This window comes from Pantoea vagans (assembly GCF_004792415.1).
GTDB classification, from domain to species: domain Bacteria; phylum Pseudomonadota; class Gammaproteobacteria; order Enterobacterales; family Enterobacteriaceae; genus Pantoea; species Pantoea vagans.
The window spans coordinates 2,596,586-2,611,799 of record NZ_CP038853.1 but is presented as its reverse complement, the minus strand read 5'-3'; the positions used below and the strand labels follow the sequence as shown (position 1 = coordinate 2,611,799).

The following is a 15,214-nucleotide window of genomic DNA, read 5'->3' as shown; positions in this document are numbered from 1 at the left end:
GCTACTGCAATAGCCCACCGCCGTTTCTCCACATTTGAAATTGCGCCTGCTTTTAACCACATCAGGCGAGGTGGTATTCTGGTTGTTCTCACACATCCAGAAGGAAACTGTTATGCGCGGAGTCGTCGTACATCATGAGCACCGCATTGGTTACATTGTTATTCGTGACCCTATGGGGGAATTCACGGTCGCTGAGCTTATGGGTGGCTATGACGTCGAGAAAGGGCATGTCATATCCGGTGATCTTCACAGCCATGCTGGTGAAACATTCATAAATGAGAGTAAGGACGAGGAAATTGAGGTATTTGTTCAGGGCTATGGCATGACTGAACAACAATCAATCCTCATGATCCAAAAAACTCGCTAACCCACTTACGAAACAAATCACAGTTTTGGATCGTTGTATTGCAGTGCTCAATAGAGATCAGGCGGCCTTGCATTAAGTGAGGCTTGACCTCTTCATTCAGATGCAAGCCCCTTCTGGCTGCCAGTTCAAGGCGTGAGACCTTTTCTAAAAGTGCTTCTACATCTTTCTCCACCGCCCTTTCTCCTAAGTGATAATTTTTAGAGTGTCAACTACCGAACTCATTAACGCTGGTTGCGTTAACCTGATAAATTTGAGTTTACTCATCAAAACATTCAAGTCAACAGAAATGGTTTTGATTGCAAAACTTAAGAGTGCAGGGGAGGACAAAAGGCCCGATATAGCGGGCGTTTGGTTTGCTGAGGGGAGTTTATGATTTGGATTTAGGGCAGTTTGGTCTGAACGGAAACACCTGTGGCAATAATATGATCAAGCGATTCCAGCTCAATCGTTTTATAGCTGGGTTTTATAGGTACTAAGTAAGCACTGGGTCCATCAATAACCAATTTCTTAATTACTGTTGATTCACCAACCCTTGCTAAAACTATCTTGCCTGATTGCGGTTTAACATCTGGGTCAAAAATAATTATGGAGCCTTCAGGAATGCTGATGGGACCATCTCCAGTCATGGAGTCATTATCCATTTTTACAGAAAAAGCATGGGGGGACACATCATCTGTAACATTAGTCCAATTAGGAAAATCATTATCAAGGTTCATGAGTTTTCTCCAGTCCCCGGCCTGCGCCAGCGAGACTAGAGGGATTTTATGTAGTGGCCTTTGATCTACCTCACTTGGCTTATCTCTTTGTGAACGACTTCCGCCATTTATTAACCAACTTTCCGTGACGTTTAAAATTTTGGCTAGTTTGGGAATATGTGTTGCAGAAGGGTTGTTGTTACCGTTAACCCATTGGCTAACAGTCCCCTTTGATACGCCGGTTGCTGAAACTAAATCCTTACTTCGCAGGTTCAAATCTCGCATTCGCTTATTTATGCGGTCACTAACTGATTCAATCATATGTTTGGTTTCTTAAACTGGAAAGTTTTTTATTATTGACGTTTTTTAGTTTTGTTGTTTAAACTGAATTGGTTTAAGGAGGAGCTATGCGTAAAAGTACAGTGATAGAACATTTCAGGGGGACAGTGGCGACAGCTACTGCTCTAAACATATCAAAATCAACGGTAAGTTTGTGGGGCGATGTAATCCCTTGGAAATACGCATTACTGATCGCGGCAGCTACGGCAGGTTCCCTGCCTTTTAACTGGAGGGATTATCCAGAGCTTTCGCCTGTATTCAAACCACTGCAGAAGGCTTCAAAGCGTGGGTAACGAACCGGAATGGAAAGTTGAAAGGCAACCTGCGTGGCTGGTGAAGGCAGTCCGAAAAACTATTGCAGGGCTGGATGGTGGATATAGCGAAGCTGCTGAAATTCTGGATGTAACTGAGGACGCAATTCATAACCGGTTGCGCTCAGGCGGTGATCAGATATTCCCGTTCGGCTGGTCAATGCTGTTACAGCACGCCAGTGGCAATCACGACGTAGCGAACGCGGTTGCGAAAGTGTCTGGAGGGGTGTTTGTGCCGTTGCCTGATATTGAGCTGGTGGATTACGGCGATATTAATCAGCGACTGCTGGAGGCTATTGAGCAGATCACCCGGTACTCACAGCAGGTCAGGGCAGCTATCGAGGATGGAGTAGTAGAACCGCACGAGCGCGAGGTTATTGACGAGGAACTACACCGTGCCATTACGAAATTACAGGAGCATACAACGCTGGTTTACAAAGTTTTCTGTACTCCAGAAAAGTGAAAGCGCCGGGTTGCAGCCCAGCGCCTTCGGCGACTACATCAATTTGAGTGGAGAAATAATCGCGTGAACAATTTAAACAGATCCCGAATCTATCCGCAATTCCGCTGCCTGCCAATGACTGGCGGGCGCAGTCAGCAGCCATTCCGTTATGCGCTCAATTTACCTGATGGCCATCACGCAGTTAACCACAGTTTCGTCGAGTGGGCTGTGGGCGACCATATTCAGAAATTAAGCAAATCAGGGGGCTAAATGCCCCAGCAGACAAACGAAATTATTCAGCCGTGGGTTGCGCGCTATGCCGATCCACGCGGTGTGATTGTTGAAACCATAGGCGTCGATGTAACGAATAACCGGGTGCTGTTCAGGCGTCCAGGCTATCCGCACGTCTGCGTCCAGCCCCGAAATCTTTGGGGCCAGAAGTTCAGGAGAGTTGGATGAGCGTGAAATTGTCTGCATACGTCTGGGACGGTTGCGCGGCGTCGGGTATGAAAATCACCAGCGTGGCCATCATGGCGCGCCTGGCTGATTTCTCCAGTGATGAGGGCATATGCTGGCCGTCAATCGCCACCATAGCCCGTCAGATTGGCGCAGGCTCCAGCACTGTGCGCACCTCGATACGCAAATTAGAGGCCGATGGCTGGCTGACCAGCACCACACGGCGCAAAGGCAACAGGAACACCTCGAACATGTACCAGCTGAACGTCAGGAAACTGCGAGAGGCTGCCTATGCTCACCAGCCAGATTCTGACGCGTCAGAATCTGACACATCAAAATCTGATGCATCAAAAACTGACACATCAAAATCTGACGCGTCAAAATCTGATGCACCAAATTATGACCCCTCAAATTTTGACCCGTCGGAATCTGGCAAAAATCCGGGTTTTCACCCGCCAGAATCTGGCGACGATCCGTCAGTAAATTCAAAACATGAACCATTAGATAAAAACCCTGTATGTCCTGGAGCTACGCCCCCGGACGTTCTGCCTGTGGATAACTTTCTATCCGGTCATCAAGACGTGGTGGTGAGCAGCCCCAAAAAAAACCTGTGGGGCAGCGATGAGGATTTGAAATGCGCGCAGTGGATATGGGAGCAGATCATCCACCTCTACGAAAAAGCCGCAGAAACAGACGGCGAACTGGCGCGCCCCCGAGAGCCGAACTGGACCGCGTGGGCAAACGACGTACGTCTGATGTGCTCACAGGACCAGCGTACCCACTACCAAATTTGCAAAATGTTCAGGCGTGTCCAAGGCGACCCGTTCTGGTGCCGGAATATCCTCAGCCCGGCCAAACTCCGCGAAAAATGGGATGAGCTGATCATCAGGCTCGGTCCGGTTCAGCGGTCAGTCACAGACGTTTCACCAGTTGATTACGCCATCCCAGAAGGGTTTCACGGAAATTAATGGACTAAAAAAATGACAACTTTATCTCAGCATTACAAACAGAAAGAGGCCAACGGCACAGGCACCACGGTGAAAAAAACATTCATGGTGCCGCTTGAGGAGCTGTACATCGTAGACGGCGAACAGGGCCGCCCACTGAACATGGCGCACGCTGAAAAAATGTGTGAGCTATGGATGTCCGGTGTTGACCTGCCTGCGCTGGTCGTCGAGGTAACAGAGCGCGGCATCCACATCATCGACGGTCAGCATCGTTACACGGGGGCATGCCTGGCTACTGAGAGGGGCCATAAGGTTGCCCGCATCGAGTGCAAAGACTTTGTTGGCACTGTCCTCCAAAAGCTGGCAGCTCAGACAGGCAGTAGTGAGGGGTTGCAGATCACGCCTATCCAGCGCGCAATAAACTACAACAAGGCAGTTAACGCAGGTTATACCCTCGCTGAAATCGCCAATGGGTTTCATCGGTCGATCACTGACGTTGAGAACCACCTGCAGTTGCTCTCATCAGGTGAAACCCTCCTGAACATGGTGGCGTCTGGCGAGGTATCAGCCACCACGGCTGTGGAGCTGAGCAAAAAACATGGCCCCGCAGCTGGACGCGTTGCCGGTGAACAGTTAGAGAAAGCCAAAGCCGCTGGCAAGAAAAAATTGACCCGAAACGCCGCCCTGGCACAATTCAGTGCGAAACAGTCCCGGCTGCTGGTGGAACTGTTAGCCAAAAACTGCCAAGCGGTGCAGGGCGATGAGGGCGCATGTATCACTCTTACGTTTGAAACTGACCTGCAGGTGGCTGAGGTGATGGATATCATTCAGGCCGCCAGAGAGCATCACGGCATTACAACGGCAGACGGTGAACAACCACCAGCTGAGTCAGCGAACGACGAGGGTGATGATTTACCGCTGACAAAACAGGACATTCTGGAGCAGAGCGGCGTCGAGGTCTGGGCCTGCGTTCAGGCAGCGTTCAAAATGAAATCCCAATACACCTACGCAGAGTCCAAATATGCCCACACCTGGGCGGCAGACTCCGTAGAACACCCTGAGCACGTTGTCGTTCCACAGGACACCATTCAATCAGCCCTGCGCCTCATCCAGCAGCACCAGGACGAACAGGCAATCAAAGAGTGGTTGTCGGAGCAGCATGATGATCCAGAGATGGTGGCAGAGCAGTTGCAGCGGTTCCATGGCGCACTAACTGATTTACGCCTGAGTCAGCCATGCACTGCTCAGGAGTTCATTGAGCTGGTGGAGCAGGTAAACCGGGATTGCTGGTCCAATTACCGCATGCTGCGTCAGGCCGTCCGCGAGGTTGCGGGTCAACTGACCATCCCGGACATAGGAGAGTCGCAGTGAAAAACGACCTCATAGCAGTGCTGTTGATATGCGTCATTGCCTGGGTGCTGAGTGGATGCCTGAGCTGGCTGGCAATCAGTTGCCCTGCCTACAGGTACGCCTGCGCAATTCTGGTATCGCTGGCCGCCGCACTCATTGCAACGCACCACGCTCTCAAACGACTGATTGGGAGGGCGGCATGAGGGCGCTACTCACTCCAGAATATGCCCCACGCACAGGAATAGTGCTGTTTAAACCTGGTCCGGGTCTGGAAAAACTTTTTCAGGGCCGCGTGGTGATCAGCACACCCACTACCGACCTGTCAGACAAACCGTCAGGGCTGCTGAATGACAGCACGCAGCCATTACTGGATGAACCCTCACTGACGGCGTTTTTCAGTCATGAGCGCGTGATAACGGCTGCTGGTGGACCAAATGCGCTGGCGTCATACGTTCAGTCGCTCGGTTACTGTCAGTGGGAGCAGTCAGGCGTTTGGCATTATCACGAATTCACGATGGCTGAGACTGAGAGTGGCCCGGTCTCGTTATGCTGCAGCCATGATACTGAATTCATGAAAAACGGCATGCCGGGCCGTATGGACGTCATCGCGAAACGTAACGCTGCGCTGTGGATCATTAAAGTGGCATGCAACCAGATGGCGCTACACGGCGACCACCTGCTCACACTGCCAGAATTATGCTGGTGGGCGTCACTGAATGACGTTGTTGACCTGATTCCAGAGGCACCGGCACGGCGCGTTCTGCGTATGCCAAAAGACACTATCCCACAAGGTGAGCTGAAAGAGTCGCTGATCGCACCAGTGAGGCAGGCCACCGAAATCATTCAGGAGGTCGCGCAGGAGGTTAAAAAGATTATCACTCTGGATGCCGATCCAGAGTCGCCTGAGTCCTTCATGCTGAGGCCAAAGCGCCGCCGTTGGGAGAGCACCAAATACACGCGCTGGGTGAAGTCACAGCCATGCGCCTGCTGCAATCAGCAGGCTGATGACCCGCATCACATCATTGGGCATGGACAGGGGGGAATGGGTACAAAATCTCATGATCTCTTTGTAATACCGCTTTGCAGAGCGCATCACGATGAGTTGCACAGGGATGTCAGGGCGTTTGAGGCAAAATATGGTAGCCAGATAGTGCTGCTGTTTCGCTTCCTCGATTACGCCATAGCAGTTGGTGTTATAGGTTCTTCAAAAAATTAAATGTGTGGAGATAATAATGCGTGACATGTCACGAATGTTAGATAGTTGGGGCGCATGGGCGGCGGCAGAAAGTAGTGGAGTTGACTGGCAACCTATAGCCGCAGGTTTTAAAGGTTTAATTCCTTATGGTAAAAGCTCGAGAATTCAATGTTGTGATGATGACGCCTTGATTATTGATGGTTGTGTAGCTCGTTTAAAAAAACGCAGGCCAGAAGAATATGAATTATTGATAGCTCATTACGTGATAGGCTTATCTCTACGCTGCATTGCTAGAAAAAGAAAATGTTCAGACGGTAAAGTAAGGAAAGATTTACAAACAGCAGAAGGTTTTGTGGATGGTTGTTTGTCAATGTTAGATGTAAGGATTTAAGTTGCGAAAAAAAGGCCCTCAGGGCCTTTTTATTATGCAATTCTTTTCGAATTAGAACGGTACCTTACTTGCGTTAACTCTGAATTAAAATAATCTTCATCTAAAAAATCAAGAAGATCTTTAATAAGTTTTTTATCAGTAGGCATGACGATTTTTTTAGCATTTCCAGCACCTGATGTTACTAGTGGGAAGTTTAAATTGTTAGCTGCTGTTTCAATTTTATCAACCGGTTGAGTGTCGAGTATTTTACTTTTATTTATTAACGCTACTTTTTTTCTTATGACATTATCCGCAACTAGGTTCATATCGAATCCTTGAGGAACGTCAAAAGCTGTATGCTTAGTGAAATTATCAATGTCCTGTTTTGTGGCCAATGCAAAGTATTGATTCATATCAAAAATACTTCTCAAGCTTGTAAAGCTTCGAAATTTAATAGATTGGCTTTCGATTATAGCTACAAGCTTGTCATCAATATTGAAACCTAATAAGTCAGACATACTGAATACGTTATTATTAAGCCATAAATATTTGGATGATTTTAAAATTTGTTTTTTGCTAAATATCTGAATGGCTATTTTATCTTTATTGGCTGGGTACTCAGGAGCCATAAACAGCGCTGTGACATCATCAAGCCCTATACCGTCATCCCACTTAGGTATAGCAGTGCTCCGTTTTACAGCATCCAATAAAGGTGCGGCTTCAACAAAGTTAGTTATAATGCTGCACTCATCAGAGTCGGGATTGTAGCCAGCAACGAAAGGTAAAATTTTAGAATATTCATTCTCAAAATCAGTCAGTTGCTGTTTAAAAATAGTAGTGATTTTTTTGTCAGTTTTTTGGTCAGTGTCAATACGATAGATGCGCACAGCCGAAGTTTTTTTCATTACTGCGAAAAGAGGCATGTTATTTCCTTATTACTTGGATGAAGGTGTAATCAGTTAATTGAATTACTTCAAAATCCTTTCCCTGTACATCTGTAATGACATTTTTAGAAATAAGAACAAAACCAACACCAGTATCATCTTCAGCTTCGTAAAATTTGTAACCTAAGAGAGATATCAGTGGATTGAAATTGTAGTTTTCTGAAAAGCTTACATAAATTATCAATGAAACATAAAAAAACACAGCATATTGCCACTTATCTGCTATCGAGTCAGTACCTAACAATGGGAATAAATAACTTAAAAAATAGTTAGTTACTTCTTTGTTAGCTGGTGAGATAGAGCTTATATTTTTATATAAGGGCGTGACGTTATTGTTTGCATAGCATAGAAAGAAAACAACAGAGACAAAACTCGCTATGCATACAGTAAGAGATGACCATACAAGCCAGGGCTTATCTTTAATAAAACCAATAAAAATTAGAGTGATCCCGACTGGTGCAATTGAACTTGCAGTCAGTAAAAATCTCGCAATCTTATTCATCGATAAATCCTATCAAGTACTGTATGAGTATACAGTATACGCTAGCCGTTCCCTCATTACTCCTTTTTGATACACCTTTTTTTTAATGTTGTCATTTTTTTATCTAACGCGTACGCAAAAAGATATGTAATGTGATAAGAGTGGCCTCAACGTAGTGCTGCTTATTACCCAGTAATACTCAAGGGTGAGTCCCTGACCGTCCCGGGCTTGGCCAACTGGGAGGCATCTCTATATGTTTATGATTATCCTTCTTTTACCTCAAAAGCCCCAATCTCATAAGAGTCTCTAAAGCCTGTTAAAGGTTACTTTGAACTTATCGTCGAAGGCTAGGTAATGAGGGGTACGAGTGCCTGATAACGGTTTTATTCTGGCTTCAAGACTGAGTGATTTCTGAGTGAAAAAAAGGATAAATAAGCCTGTCATTGAACTGTTCAATGCCGATTGTTTGAGCGTGCTCAAAACCATGCCATGCGATTCAGTTGACTTGATTGTTACCGACCCGCCGTATTTCAAAGTAAAGCCGCTTGGGTGGGACAATCAGTGGAAAGGGGATGAAGATTATTTACGGTGGCTGGATTGCTGCCTGGCGGAATTCTGGCGGGTGCTGAGGCCTAATGGCAGCATCTATCTGTTCAGCGGGCATCGGCTTGCGTCAGATATCGAAATCTTGATACGAGAGCGTTTCAACATTCTAAACCACATCATCTGGGCTAAGCCTGATGGACGCTGGAAGGGCTGCCACAAAGAAAGTCTGAGATCATACTTCCCCTCAACTGAACGCATACTGTTTGCAGAGCATTATCAGGGGCCGTACAAACCAGACGCCTATGCTCGGAAATGCGATGAGTTAAAACGGCAAGTGTTGACACCTCTGATTGATTATTTCCGTAATGCCCAGTCAGAGCTGAGTGTAACCGCTGCCCAGATTGTTGCGGCAACCGGTAAGAAGAACATGGTCTCGCACTGGTTCGGCACCAGTCAGTGGCAGCTACCCAGCGAAGCTGATTACCTCAAATTGCAGGCGCTGTTTACTGAGATAGCCATTGCACACCATCAATCAGGAACGTTAACTGCACCGCACCACCAGCTGGTGGACACGTACCACTCACTCAACCGTAAATATCTGGAGCTGCAGGAAGAGTTCAAATCTCTGCGCAGATATTTCGGCGTCACGGTAACGGTTCCCTATACAGACGTATGGACACATAAGCCGGTTCAGTTTTACCCCGGCAAACACCCATGCGAAAAACCTGCTGACATGCTGGAGCAGATTATTAACGCCAGCAGCAGGCCGGGTGAGGTGGTGGCTGATTTCTTCATGGGGTCAGGGTCAACGATAAAGGCGGCAATAAAGCTGGGCCGTTCTGCAATTGGCGTTGAGCTGGAAGAGGAACGATTCCGGCAGACGGTTAGCGAACTGAATCAGCTAATCGAGTAAATCAGAATTTATTAATCATTAAGAGGGACCGCTAATGGCTGAGCCATTAAGCACCGGCGCTACGGCAACAGTAGCTGGCTGGGGCATTGTCACGTCTGCGCTGGTGGGTTTTATCACCTCTGTAGATTACTCAATCGCGTTTGGAGCGTTTGCCGGGTCGATGTGTTTTATCGTCACCGCCAGCGACCTGACGCGACGACAGATATTTGGTTATTTCCTGTTTGGCTATGCAGCTGGCGTATTTGGGGCCGGATTTGTTGCGGACAAAGTAGAGGATTATCTCAACTACCGCGAAAAGCCTCTGGATGCACTGGCAGCAGTGATCATTTCAGCTGCTGCGGTGCAGGGTTATTTCTGGCTGAAAAACGGTGGCGTCTCAAAATTGCCATTCGTCAAAAAATGGCTGGGGGATAAATCATGACCATCCACTGTGATCCGCAAACATTATTAGTAGTCGCGTTCAGTGCGGCTATTTCTCTGCGTCTGATGCTGTTCAGCAAACAGGGGAGAACGCGTAAACCTCTATATTCCTGGATCGCTGCCGCTTTGATTCTGGCCTACGGCAATTTTGTGTTGCTGTGGTTGTTTGGTTATTACCAGTCAACCGGATGGTCGATTGTGATTGCGCACGGGCTGGCGTGCATAGCCGTATTTGCAGCACGCGGCAATGTGGCGCGCATTATTTCAAATTCATCACGGAGAAAAACCGGTGAGTAGAATCATTGAAATCCTCAATTTTGAAGAGGGTTATCGCGAGACTCCCTATTGGGACACACGCAATTTTCCAACGGTTGCCGGTGGTATAAGGATCGGCCCTCAAAACGCACCAATCAGCCAGTACCAGTTTACCGTCCCGCGTCGTGTTGGCGATGTCTGGAAACAATGCCTGGTAGACGCGAAAACTGCCTCAATGAATCGACAGCCTGCGATTGTGGCCGCACTCGCGCAGTGCAACGACGCACGCCGCGACGTGCTTTACAGCATGGCCTATCAGATGGGTGTAGCTGGTCTGGCTGGTTTCATTAACACACTGGGCATGATTGCACGCGGTGATTTTACTGGTGCAGCTGGTGGAATGCTGAATAGCCTGTGGGCGCGCCAGACACCTGACCGCGCGCGACGTCATGCAGAGGTAATGCGCAGCGGCACCTATGACGCCTACAAAGGTTTGATCTGATGCAAACAGTATTAACTGTGCTGGCCGTCATTGCCGGTCTGGTAGTGGCTGCATTCGGTCTGGGTCGTAGCAGAGGTAAAAAAGCAGCTGAAACCACAGCAGCAGCTGAGCGGGCATCTGTTAAGGCTGAGGAATCAGAAAAACATATTGAGGTGCTGAAAAATGCTGTCGATGTTCAGCAGGATATTAACAGTCTGCCTGATGCTGCTGTGTCTGAGCGGCTGCGGGAACGGTGGCGGCGCGAGGGTAACTGATACCGGCTGTGAGTGGGTGCGCCCTATCTATGTCAGTGACCATGATATTGACGTTATGAGCACGCCAACACAGCGACAAATTCTGACCCACAACGAAACGTGGGAAAAAAACTGTTTTGAGCAAAAGAATTAACAGGTCCGCGCAAGCGGCTATTTCATAGCAAAAGGAAAGTGTCATGGGATTTAAACATGAGTTAGGTCAGGTTGTTCAGGTCACTGTGAGTGGAGAAGAAGGCCACGTGAAGGGCCGCGCTGAATATGCCAACTGTTGCAATCAGTATTTAATTCACTATTGTGCCGCTGATGGCCGAGCGGTGGATGCGTGGTTTGAAGAGGGTGAGATTTCACCTGCTGAATCTTTCGAAGAATAATTATCACAAGGCGCATTTTTAAAGTGTGCCTGATGATGACTACTTCAGGTGCCAGCATATTAAACTAACAATGCTGTTTATAGTTGGTGCGTAGGCGATAGCTAAATAAAACCAGCTCTTGTGCATATAAACTCCTCAATAGATGTTTCTGAATGAAAACTTCTTGTTCTATTGTGAGCCTTAATATCAACACCTCATTTGTCTCCTGTAAGAGACATCGGCTGATGGTCTAACCATTGTTGAAGATTTAACAAATCCTGCCTGCAGGCTACGCAAAATGATTGTCATACCAGACGCCACTGTCATTGGTGGCACCAATATGCCGGGATTATCAGTACCTGGCGCTATCGTTATTGGTGGTCAGAATAAACCACCAGCCGACACGATATTCATCCAGAACGACAGCAACACTAACCCAGCATCGCTGTGGTACGTCACTCAGGTAGACGCCACGCATTACACGATGCTGAACGCCACCGCACCCAAAGGCTGGCAATACCTGGGCGCATTCATAGTTGACGGTGCGACAGGCGTCAGGGGCGGGCGTGCTGATGGTGCGGTCTGGACGATATCAAATCCCAGCATGGTACAGCACATAACCACGTCTGCGGCAGGCCAGGCGGCTGTCAGTATCCTCACCGGCGGAACCTGCACACTAACGGTAACGCTACGTGACATGGTCTCAACGCTGATCATAACAGCCAAATAATTATCAGGAGCAAAGGTGAAAACCATCAATCTGGATTTAACCGATGAGTGGCAGCTCGTTGCCGATACTGACCAGACCTATGATGTTCAGGTGGAGTTTGGGTCGGCATTGTTCTGCCTTTCTCAGGATGCGCCAGACGCGTCTCAGGTAGGGCAAACAGTCAGGCCGGGGCGGTGGCTGAAATTTACCGATCTCAAGGTATGGTTTAAAACCACGCTGGCTGGCTCATATATTTCCGTATCGTCATACGACACCCCAAAAAGCTAACCAAATGATAATGATTATCACCACTGCTGGAGCGGCATCCTGCCACCGGAAAATGAAAATGATTCTCATTTGAAAAGGTACTCCCAGCGAAATCGTTTACCGAGGGGGCGGCGACACGCGGAAAACGGCTAGTTTTTTGCATTTTATCGACATCATCATCATCCCCTTAACCTTCTGATATTTCAGTCGTGAAAATTTTCACGATGTCGAAATGATTAAAATTTGTTCATCATCATGGATAAAGAATTCAAAAACCTCCGACTCAATATCAATCAGCTGGCAGCGCTCACCGACATGCATCGACAGACGGTCTCCAGCAAGTTGAGCGGGGTTCTGCCTGCACCTGGAAGCAACCCAAAATTAAAACTGTTTTCAGTGGTGGATATCCTCAAAGAACTCCTTAGCCGCACTACATCTGAAGAGCTGGTGAACGTCGATAAAATGCTGCCGCCTGATCGCAAAGCGTGGTTTCAGTCGGAGCGCGAGCGGCTCAAGTTTCAGCAGGAAACCGGAGAATTGATCCCAGCATCAGAAGTAGTGCGGGAATTTTCATCAATGGCTAAAGCGGTGGTTCAGGTGCTCGAAACTTTGCCAGACATACTGGAGCGCGATTGCGCCATGACGCCTGCAGCAGTGGTTCGTGTTCAAAAAGTTATTGATGACCTGCGCGATCACATAGCCCTGCAGGTTGAAATGGCTGACGCACCGCCAGAGGAGGAACTGCCAGACGAGGAGTAACCATGCATCAGGCCACGGCGGCAGAGATAAGAAAAAATACTGCCTCGATCATCCGTGCGCCACGCAGGTTGCCGGTAGCGGAGGCGGTGCATAAATATATGCGCGTCCCCGTGGGTGTAGGGAACTCAGTCGAATGGGACCCCGATTTAGCGCCCTATATCATTGAGCCAATGAACTGTCTGGCATCGCGTGAGTATGACGCAGTGGTCTTTGTTGGTCCCGCAAGAACGGGTAAGACAATCGGCCTGATAGATGGATGGGTGGTCTATAACGTGGTTTGCGATCCATCCGACATGCTGATCGTTCAGATGACAGAGGAGAAGGCGCGGGAGCATTCAAAAAAACGTTTGGCGCGCACGTTCCGTGTCAGCCCGGAAGTGGCAAAACGCCTCAGCCCGCTGCGCAATGATAACAACGTTCACGACAAAACATTTTTGGCTGGTAACTACCTGAAAATAGGCTGGCCATCTATCAACATCATGTCGTCATCTGATTTCAAATACGTTGCGCTGACCGACTATGACAGGTTTCCGGAAAACATAGACGGTGAAGGTGATGGCTTTTCTCTTGCCTCAAAACGTACCACGACATTCATGTCGGCAGGTATGACGCTGGTGGAAGGTTCACCGGGCAGAGAGATAACCAACACCAAATGGCGTCGTCAGTCACCTCACGAAGCACCACCAACAACCGGCTCTCTTTCCCTCTATAACCGCGGCGACAGACGACGCTGGTACTGGCAATGCCCGCACTGTGACGAATATTTCCAGCCAGAGATGGAGGTGATGACTGGTTATCGGGACGATGCCGACCCGGTTAAAGCCAGTGAAGCCGCTCATATCTGCTGCCCTCATTGCAACAACGTCATTACGGCTGACCTGAAACGCGAGCTGAATAAATCCGGCGTTTGGCTGCGTGAGGGTGAAAAAATTGATGGAGCCGGGAAGCGTTCAGGTGAACCACGCCGCTCTCGCATCGCTTCGTTCTGGATGGAGGGACCAGCTGCGGCTTATCAGACCTGGGCGCAGCTGGTTTACAAATTACTGACGGCTGAGCAGGAGTACGAGGCAACGCAGAGTGAAGAGGCGCTCAGGGCGGTTATTAACACCGACTGGGGCCGTCCGTATCTGCCGCGTGCATCAGTCGAACAACGCCAGTCAGATGTCCTGATGAAACGAGCTGAAGATTATGGCAAACGGCTGGTGCCGCCGAAAGTGCGTTTCCTTTTGGCAGCTGTAGATGTTCAGGGCGGCAAACGGCGGCGGTTTGTGGTGCAGATCATCGGGTACGGCGAAAACGGGGAGCGCTGGCTGATAGACCGCTACAACATCCGCTATTCAATGCGACATGATGAAAACGGAGAGGCTTTGCCAATTCGGCCTGATGCCTATCCGGAGGACTGGCAACTGCTGGTCTCAGATGTGTTAGATAAAACTTATCGCCTGCAGAGCAATGAGGAGCAGCGGATGACGGTGATGGCAATGGCGGTGGACAGCGGCGGCGAGGAAGGCGTAACCGGCAATGCGTATAAATTCTGGCGGCAGTGTCGCCGGGACGGACTGGCCAGACGCGTTTATCTCATCAAGGGCGACAGCACAAAACGCCAGAAAACGATCACAAAAACTTTTCCGGACAATAGCGGCAGGGCCGACAGGCGTGCTGAGGTTCGGGGGGAAATCCCTGTATATCTGCTTCAGACCGATACGCTCAAAGACCAGCTGAGCAACAACCTCTCACGTGAAATGCCCGGCGCAGGCTATATCCATTTTCCTGACTGGCTGGGCGAATGGTTTTATGACGAACTGACCTATGAGGAGCGCGGCGCTGATGGCAAATGGCGCAAACCCGGCAAAGGTAATAACGAGGCGTTTGACCTGTTCTGCTATGCGCAGGCCGTAGCCGTTCTGCGCGGGTATGAAAAAATCCGCGACTGGGAAAACCCGCCAGCATGGGCGCGGGAACAGGATGCCAACCCCGGTATCGTGACGGGCGATAAGCCTCTGCAGAAAACTGAATCAAAACCTAAAACCAGACAGCAAAACGCTCCCAAACCAGCGCCACGAAATAGCCTCGCGGCAGATGGATGGTCAGGATCGTCTGGCAACGGAGGATGGCTGTAATGACGAGAAGTGAAATTTACCAGATGCTCCTCACGGTGCGTCAGGCATACACCGATTCGCTGGATGGAAAATCAGTTTCATTTACCGGCGTTAACGGTCGGGCCATTACCAACCATGATCCGGTGGCATTGCGCACCGAGCTGGATTACTGGGAAAAACGCTGGCGCGCTGCACGCGGTCGCGGCGGTTCGTACAAACTCGCCAGGTTTAATTAGGGACCAA

At 49.0% G+C, this 15,214-nt stretch carries 22 protein-coding genes; 19 read left to right on the top strand and 3 right to left on the bottom strand.

Translation table 11 applies throughout. The features are described 5' to 3' along the window. Positions 1 to 112 precede the first annotated feature (112 nt). Positions 113 to 367, top strand: a complete 255-nt coding sequence (locus tag EGO56_RS12335; RefSeq protein ID WP_135909413.1) for a hypothetical protein — start codon at positions 113 to 115, stop codon at positions 365 to 367. Between the two features lie 380 nt (positions 368 to 747). Here EGO56_RS12335 and EGO56_RS12330 read toward each other — a convergent pair whose 3' ends face one another. Further along, positions 748 to 1,383 (bottom strand): LexA family protein, encoded by a 636-nt coding sequence (locus EGO56_RS12330; RefSeq protein ID WP_135909411.1) that lies wholly within the window; start codon positions 1,381 to 1,383, stop codon positions 748 to 750. A gap of 86 nt (positions 1,384 to 1,469) precedes the next feature. On the opposite strand from EGO56_RS12330, the gene EGO56_RS12325 reads away from it, so the two are divergent. The 7 genes from EGO56_RS12325 to EGO56_RS12290 all read left to right on the top strand — a co-directional run bounded on the left by EGO56_RS12325 (position 1,470) and on the right by EGO56_RS12290 (position 6,493). Then, positions 1,470 to 1,694, top strand: coding sequence for a Cro/CI family transcriptional regulator (locus tag EGO56_RS12325; RefSeq protein ID WP_072044085.1), 225 nt, complete (start codon positions 1,470 to 1,472; stop codon positions 1,692 to 1,694). Further along, a complete protein-coding gene (locus tag EGO56_RS12320; protein WP_135909409.1) occupies positions 1,687 to 2,175 on the top strand; it encodes a YmfL family putative regulatory protein in 489 nt (162 codons plus the stop codon). The genes EGO56_RS12325 and EGO56_RS12320 overlap by 8 nt, the downstream gene beginning before the upstream one ends. 249 nt (positions 2,176 to 2,424) lie before the next feature. Next, on the top strand, positions 2,425 to 2,613 hold the full coding sequence (locus EGO56_RS12310; protein ID WP_135909405.1) for a DUF4222 domain-containing protein: 189 nt from the start codon (positions 2,425 to 2,427) through the stop codon (positions 2,611 to 2,613). Next, positions 2,610 to 3,578, top strand: coding sequence for a helix-turn-helix domain-containing protein (locus tag EGO56_RS12305; RefSeq protein WP_135909404.1), 969 nt, complete (start codon positions 2,610 to 2,612; stop codon positions 3,576 to 3,578). Before EGO56_RS12310 ends, EGO56_RS12305 begins: the two co-directional genes overlap by 4 nt. Positions 3,579 to 3,590: 12 nt before the next feature. After that, the gene (locus tag EGO56_RS12300) at positions 3,591 to 4,928 is read left to right on the top strand and encodes a chromosome partitioning protein ParB (RefSeq protein ID WP_135909402.1); all 1,338 of its coding nucleotides are present in this window, start codon (positions 3,591 to 3,593) and stop codon (positions 4,926 to 4,928) included. A 178-nt stretch (positions 4,929 to 5,106) separates the two neighbouring features. Further along, the gene (locus EGO56_RS12295) at positions 5,107 to 6,123 is read left to right on the top strand and encodes a DUF968 domain-containing protein (protein ID WP_135910578.1); all 1,017 of its coding nucleotides are present in this window, start codon (positions 5,107 to 5,109) and stop codon (positions 6,121 to 6,123) included. A gap of 16 nt (positions 6,124 to 6,139) precedes the next feature. Beyond that, on the top strand, positions 6,140 to 6,493 hold the full coding sequence (locus EGO56_RS12290; RefSeq protein WP_135909400.1) for an antiterminator Q family protein: 354 nt from the start codon (positions 6,140 to 6,142) through the stop codon (positions 6,491 to 6,493). Between the two features lie 32 nt (positions 6,494 to 6,525). Here the strand turns inward: EGO56_RS12290 and EGO56_RS12285 are convergent, their stop codons facing one another. Together EGO56_RS12285 and EGO56_RS12280 are read right to left on the bottom strand one after the other, a co-directional pair. Beyond that, positions 6,526 to 7,395: a Kiwa anti-phage protein KwaB-like domain-containing protein gene (locus EGO56_RS12285; protein ID WP_135909398.1), complete on the bottom strand. Its 870-nt coding sequence runs from the start codon at positions 7,393 to 7,395 to the stop codon at positions 6,526 to 6,528. A gap of 1 nt (position 7,396) precedes the next feature. Continuing rightward, complete coding sequence (locus EGO56_RS12280; protein WP_135909396.1) at positions 7,397 to 7,918, bottom strand: hypothetical protein; 522 nt, start codon at positions 7,916 to 7,918, stop codon at positions 7,397 to 7,399. Between the two features lie 463 nt (positions 7,919 to 8,381). On the opposite strand from EGO56_RS12280, the gene EGO56_RS12275 reads away from it, so the two are divergent. The 11 genes from EGO56_RS12275 (at position 8,382) to EGO56_RS12220 (ending at position 15,207) form a co-directional block, all read left to right on the top strand. Then, the gene (locus EGO56_RS12275; protein WP_238349022.1) at positions 8,382 to 9,356 is read left to right on the top strand and encodes a DNA-methyltransferase; all 975 of its coding nucleotides are present in this window, start codon (positions 8,382 to 8,384) and stop codon (positions 9,354 to 9,356) included. A 34-nt stretch (positions 9,357 to 9,390) separates the two neighbouring features. After that, positions 9,391 to 9,777 carry a putative holin gene (locus tag EGO56_RS12270; RefSeq protein ID WP_135909393.1) on the top strand — a complete coding sequence of 129 codons (387 nt, stop codon included), beginning with the start codon at positions 9,391 to 9,393 and terminating at the stop codon, positions 9,775 to 9,777. Continuing rightward, positions 9,774 to 10,073, top strand: a complete 300-nt coding sequence (locus EGO56_RS12265; protein WP_135909391.1) for a phage holin family protein — start codon at positions 9,774 to 9,776, stop codon at positions 10,071 to 10,073. Before EGO56_RS12270 ends, EGO56_RS12265 begins: the two co-directional genes overlap by 4 nt. Beyond that, complete coding sequence (locus EGO56_RS12260; protein WP_135909389.1) at positions 10,066 to 10,533, top strand: lysozyme family protein; 468 nt, start codon at positions 10,066 to 10,068, stop codon at positions 10,531 to 10,533. The genes EGO56_RS12265 and EGO56_RS12260 overlap by 8 nt, the downstream gene beginning before the upstream one ends. After that, entirely contained in the window at positions 10,533 to 10,787 is a 255-nt protein-coding gene (locus tag EGO56_RS12255; RefSeq protein ID WP_135909387.1) for a hypothetical protein, read from the top strand. Before EGO56_RS12260 ends, EGO56_RS12255 begins: the two co-directional genes overlap by 1 nt. Before the next feature lie 176 nt (positions 10,788 to 10,963). Continuing rightward, the gene (locus EGO56_RS12245; RefSeq protein ID WP_135909383.1) at positions 10,964 to 11,158 is read left to right on the top strand and encodes a hypothetical protein; all 195 of its coding nucleotides are present in this window, start codon (positions 10,964 to 10,966) and stop codon (positions 11,156 to 11,158) included. A 277-nt stretch (positions 11,159 to 11,435) separates the two neighbouring features. Continuing rightward, positions 11,436 to 11,867 carry a hypothetical protein gene (locus EGO56_RS12240; RefSeq protein ID WP_135909381.1) on the top strand — a complete coding sequence of 144 codons (432 nt, stop codon included), beginning with the start codon at positions 11,436 to 11,438 and terminating at the stop codon, positions 11,865 to 11,867. A 15-nt stretch (positions 11,868 to 11,882) separates the two neighbouring features. Next, positions 11,883 to 12,134: a hypothetical protein gene (locus EGO56_RS12235; protein ID WP_135909379.1), complete on the top strand. Its 252-nt coding sequence runs from the start codon at positions 11,883 to 11,885 to the stop codon at positions 12,132 to 12,134. 234 nt (positions 12,135 to 12,368) lie between these two features. Then, a complete protein-coding gene (locus EGO56_RS12230; protein WP_135910577.1) occupies positions 12,369 to 12,872 on the top strand; it encodes a DUF1441 family protein in 504 nt (167 codons plus the stop codon). Between the two features lie 2 nt (positions 12,873 to 12,874). Then, entirely contained in the window at positions 12,875 to 14,992 is a 2,118-nt protein-coding gene (locus EGO56_RS12225; protein WP_135909377.1) for a phage terminase large subunit family protein, read from the top strand. Further along, positions 14,992 to 15,207, top strand: coding sequence for a hypothetical protein (locus tag EGO56_RS12220; RefSeq protein ID WP_083068462.1), 216 nt, complete (start codon positions 14,992 to 14,994; stop codon positions 15,205 to 15,207). The genes EGO56_RS12225 and EGO56_RS12220 overlap by 1 nt, the downstream gene beginning before the upstream one ends. The last annotated feature ends 7 nt before the right edge of the window (positions 15,208 to 15,214 follow it).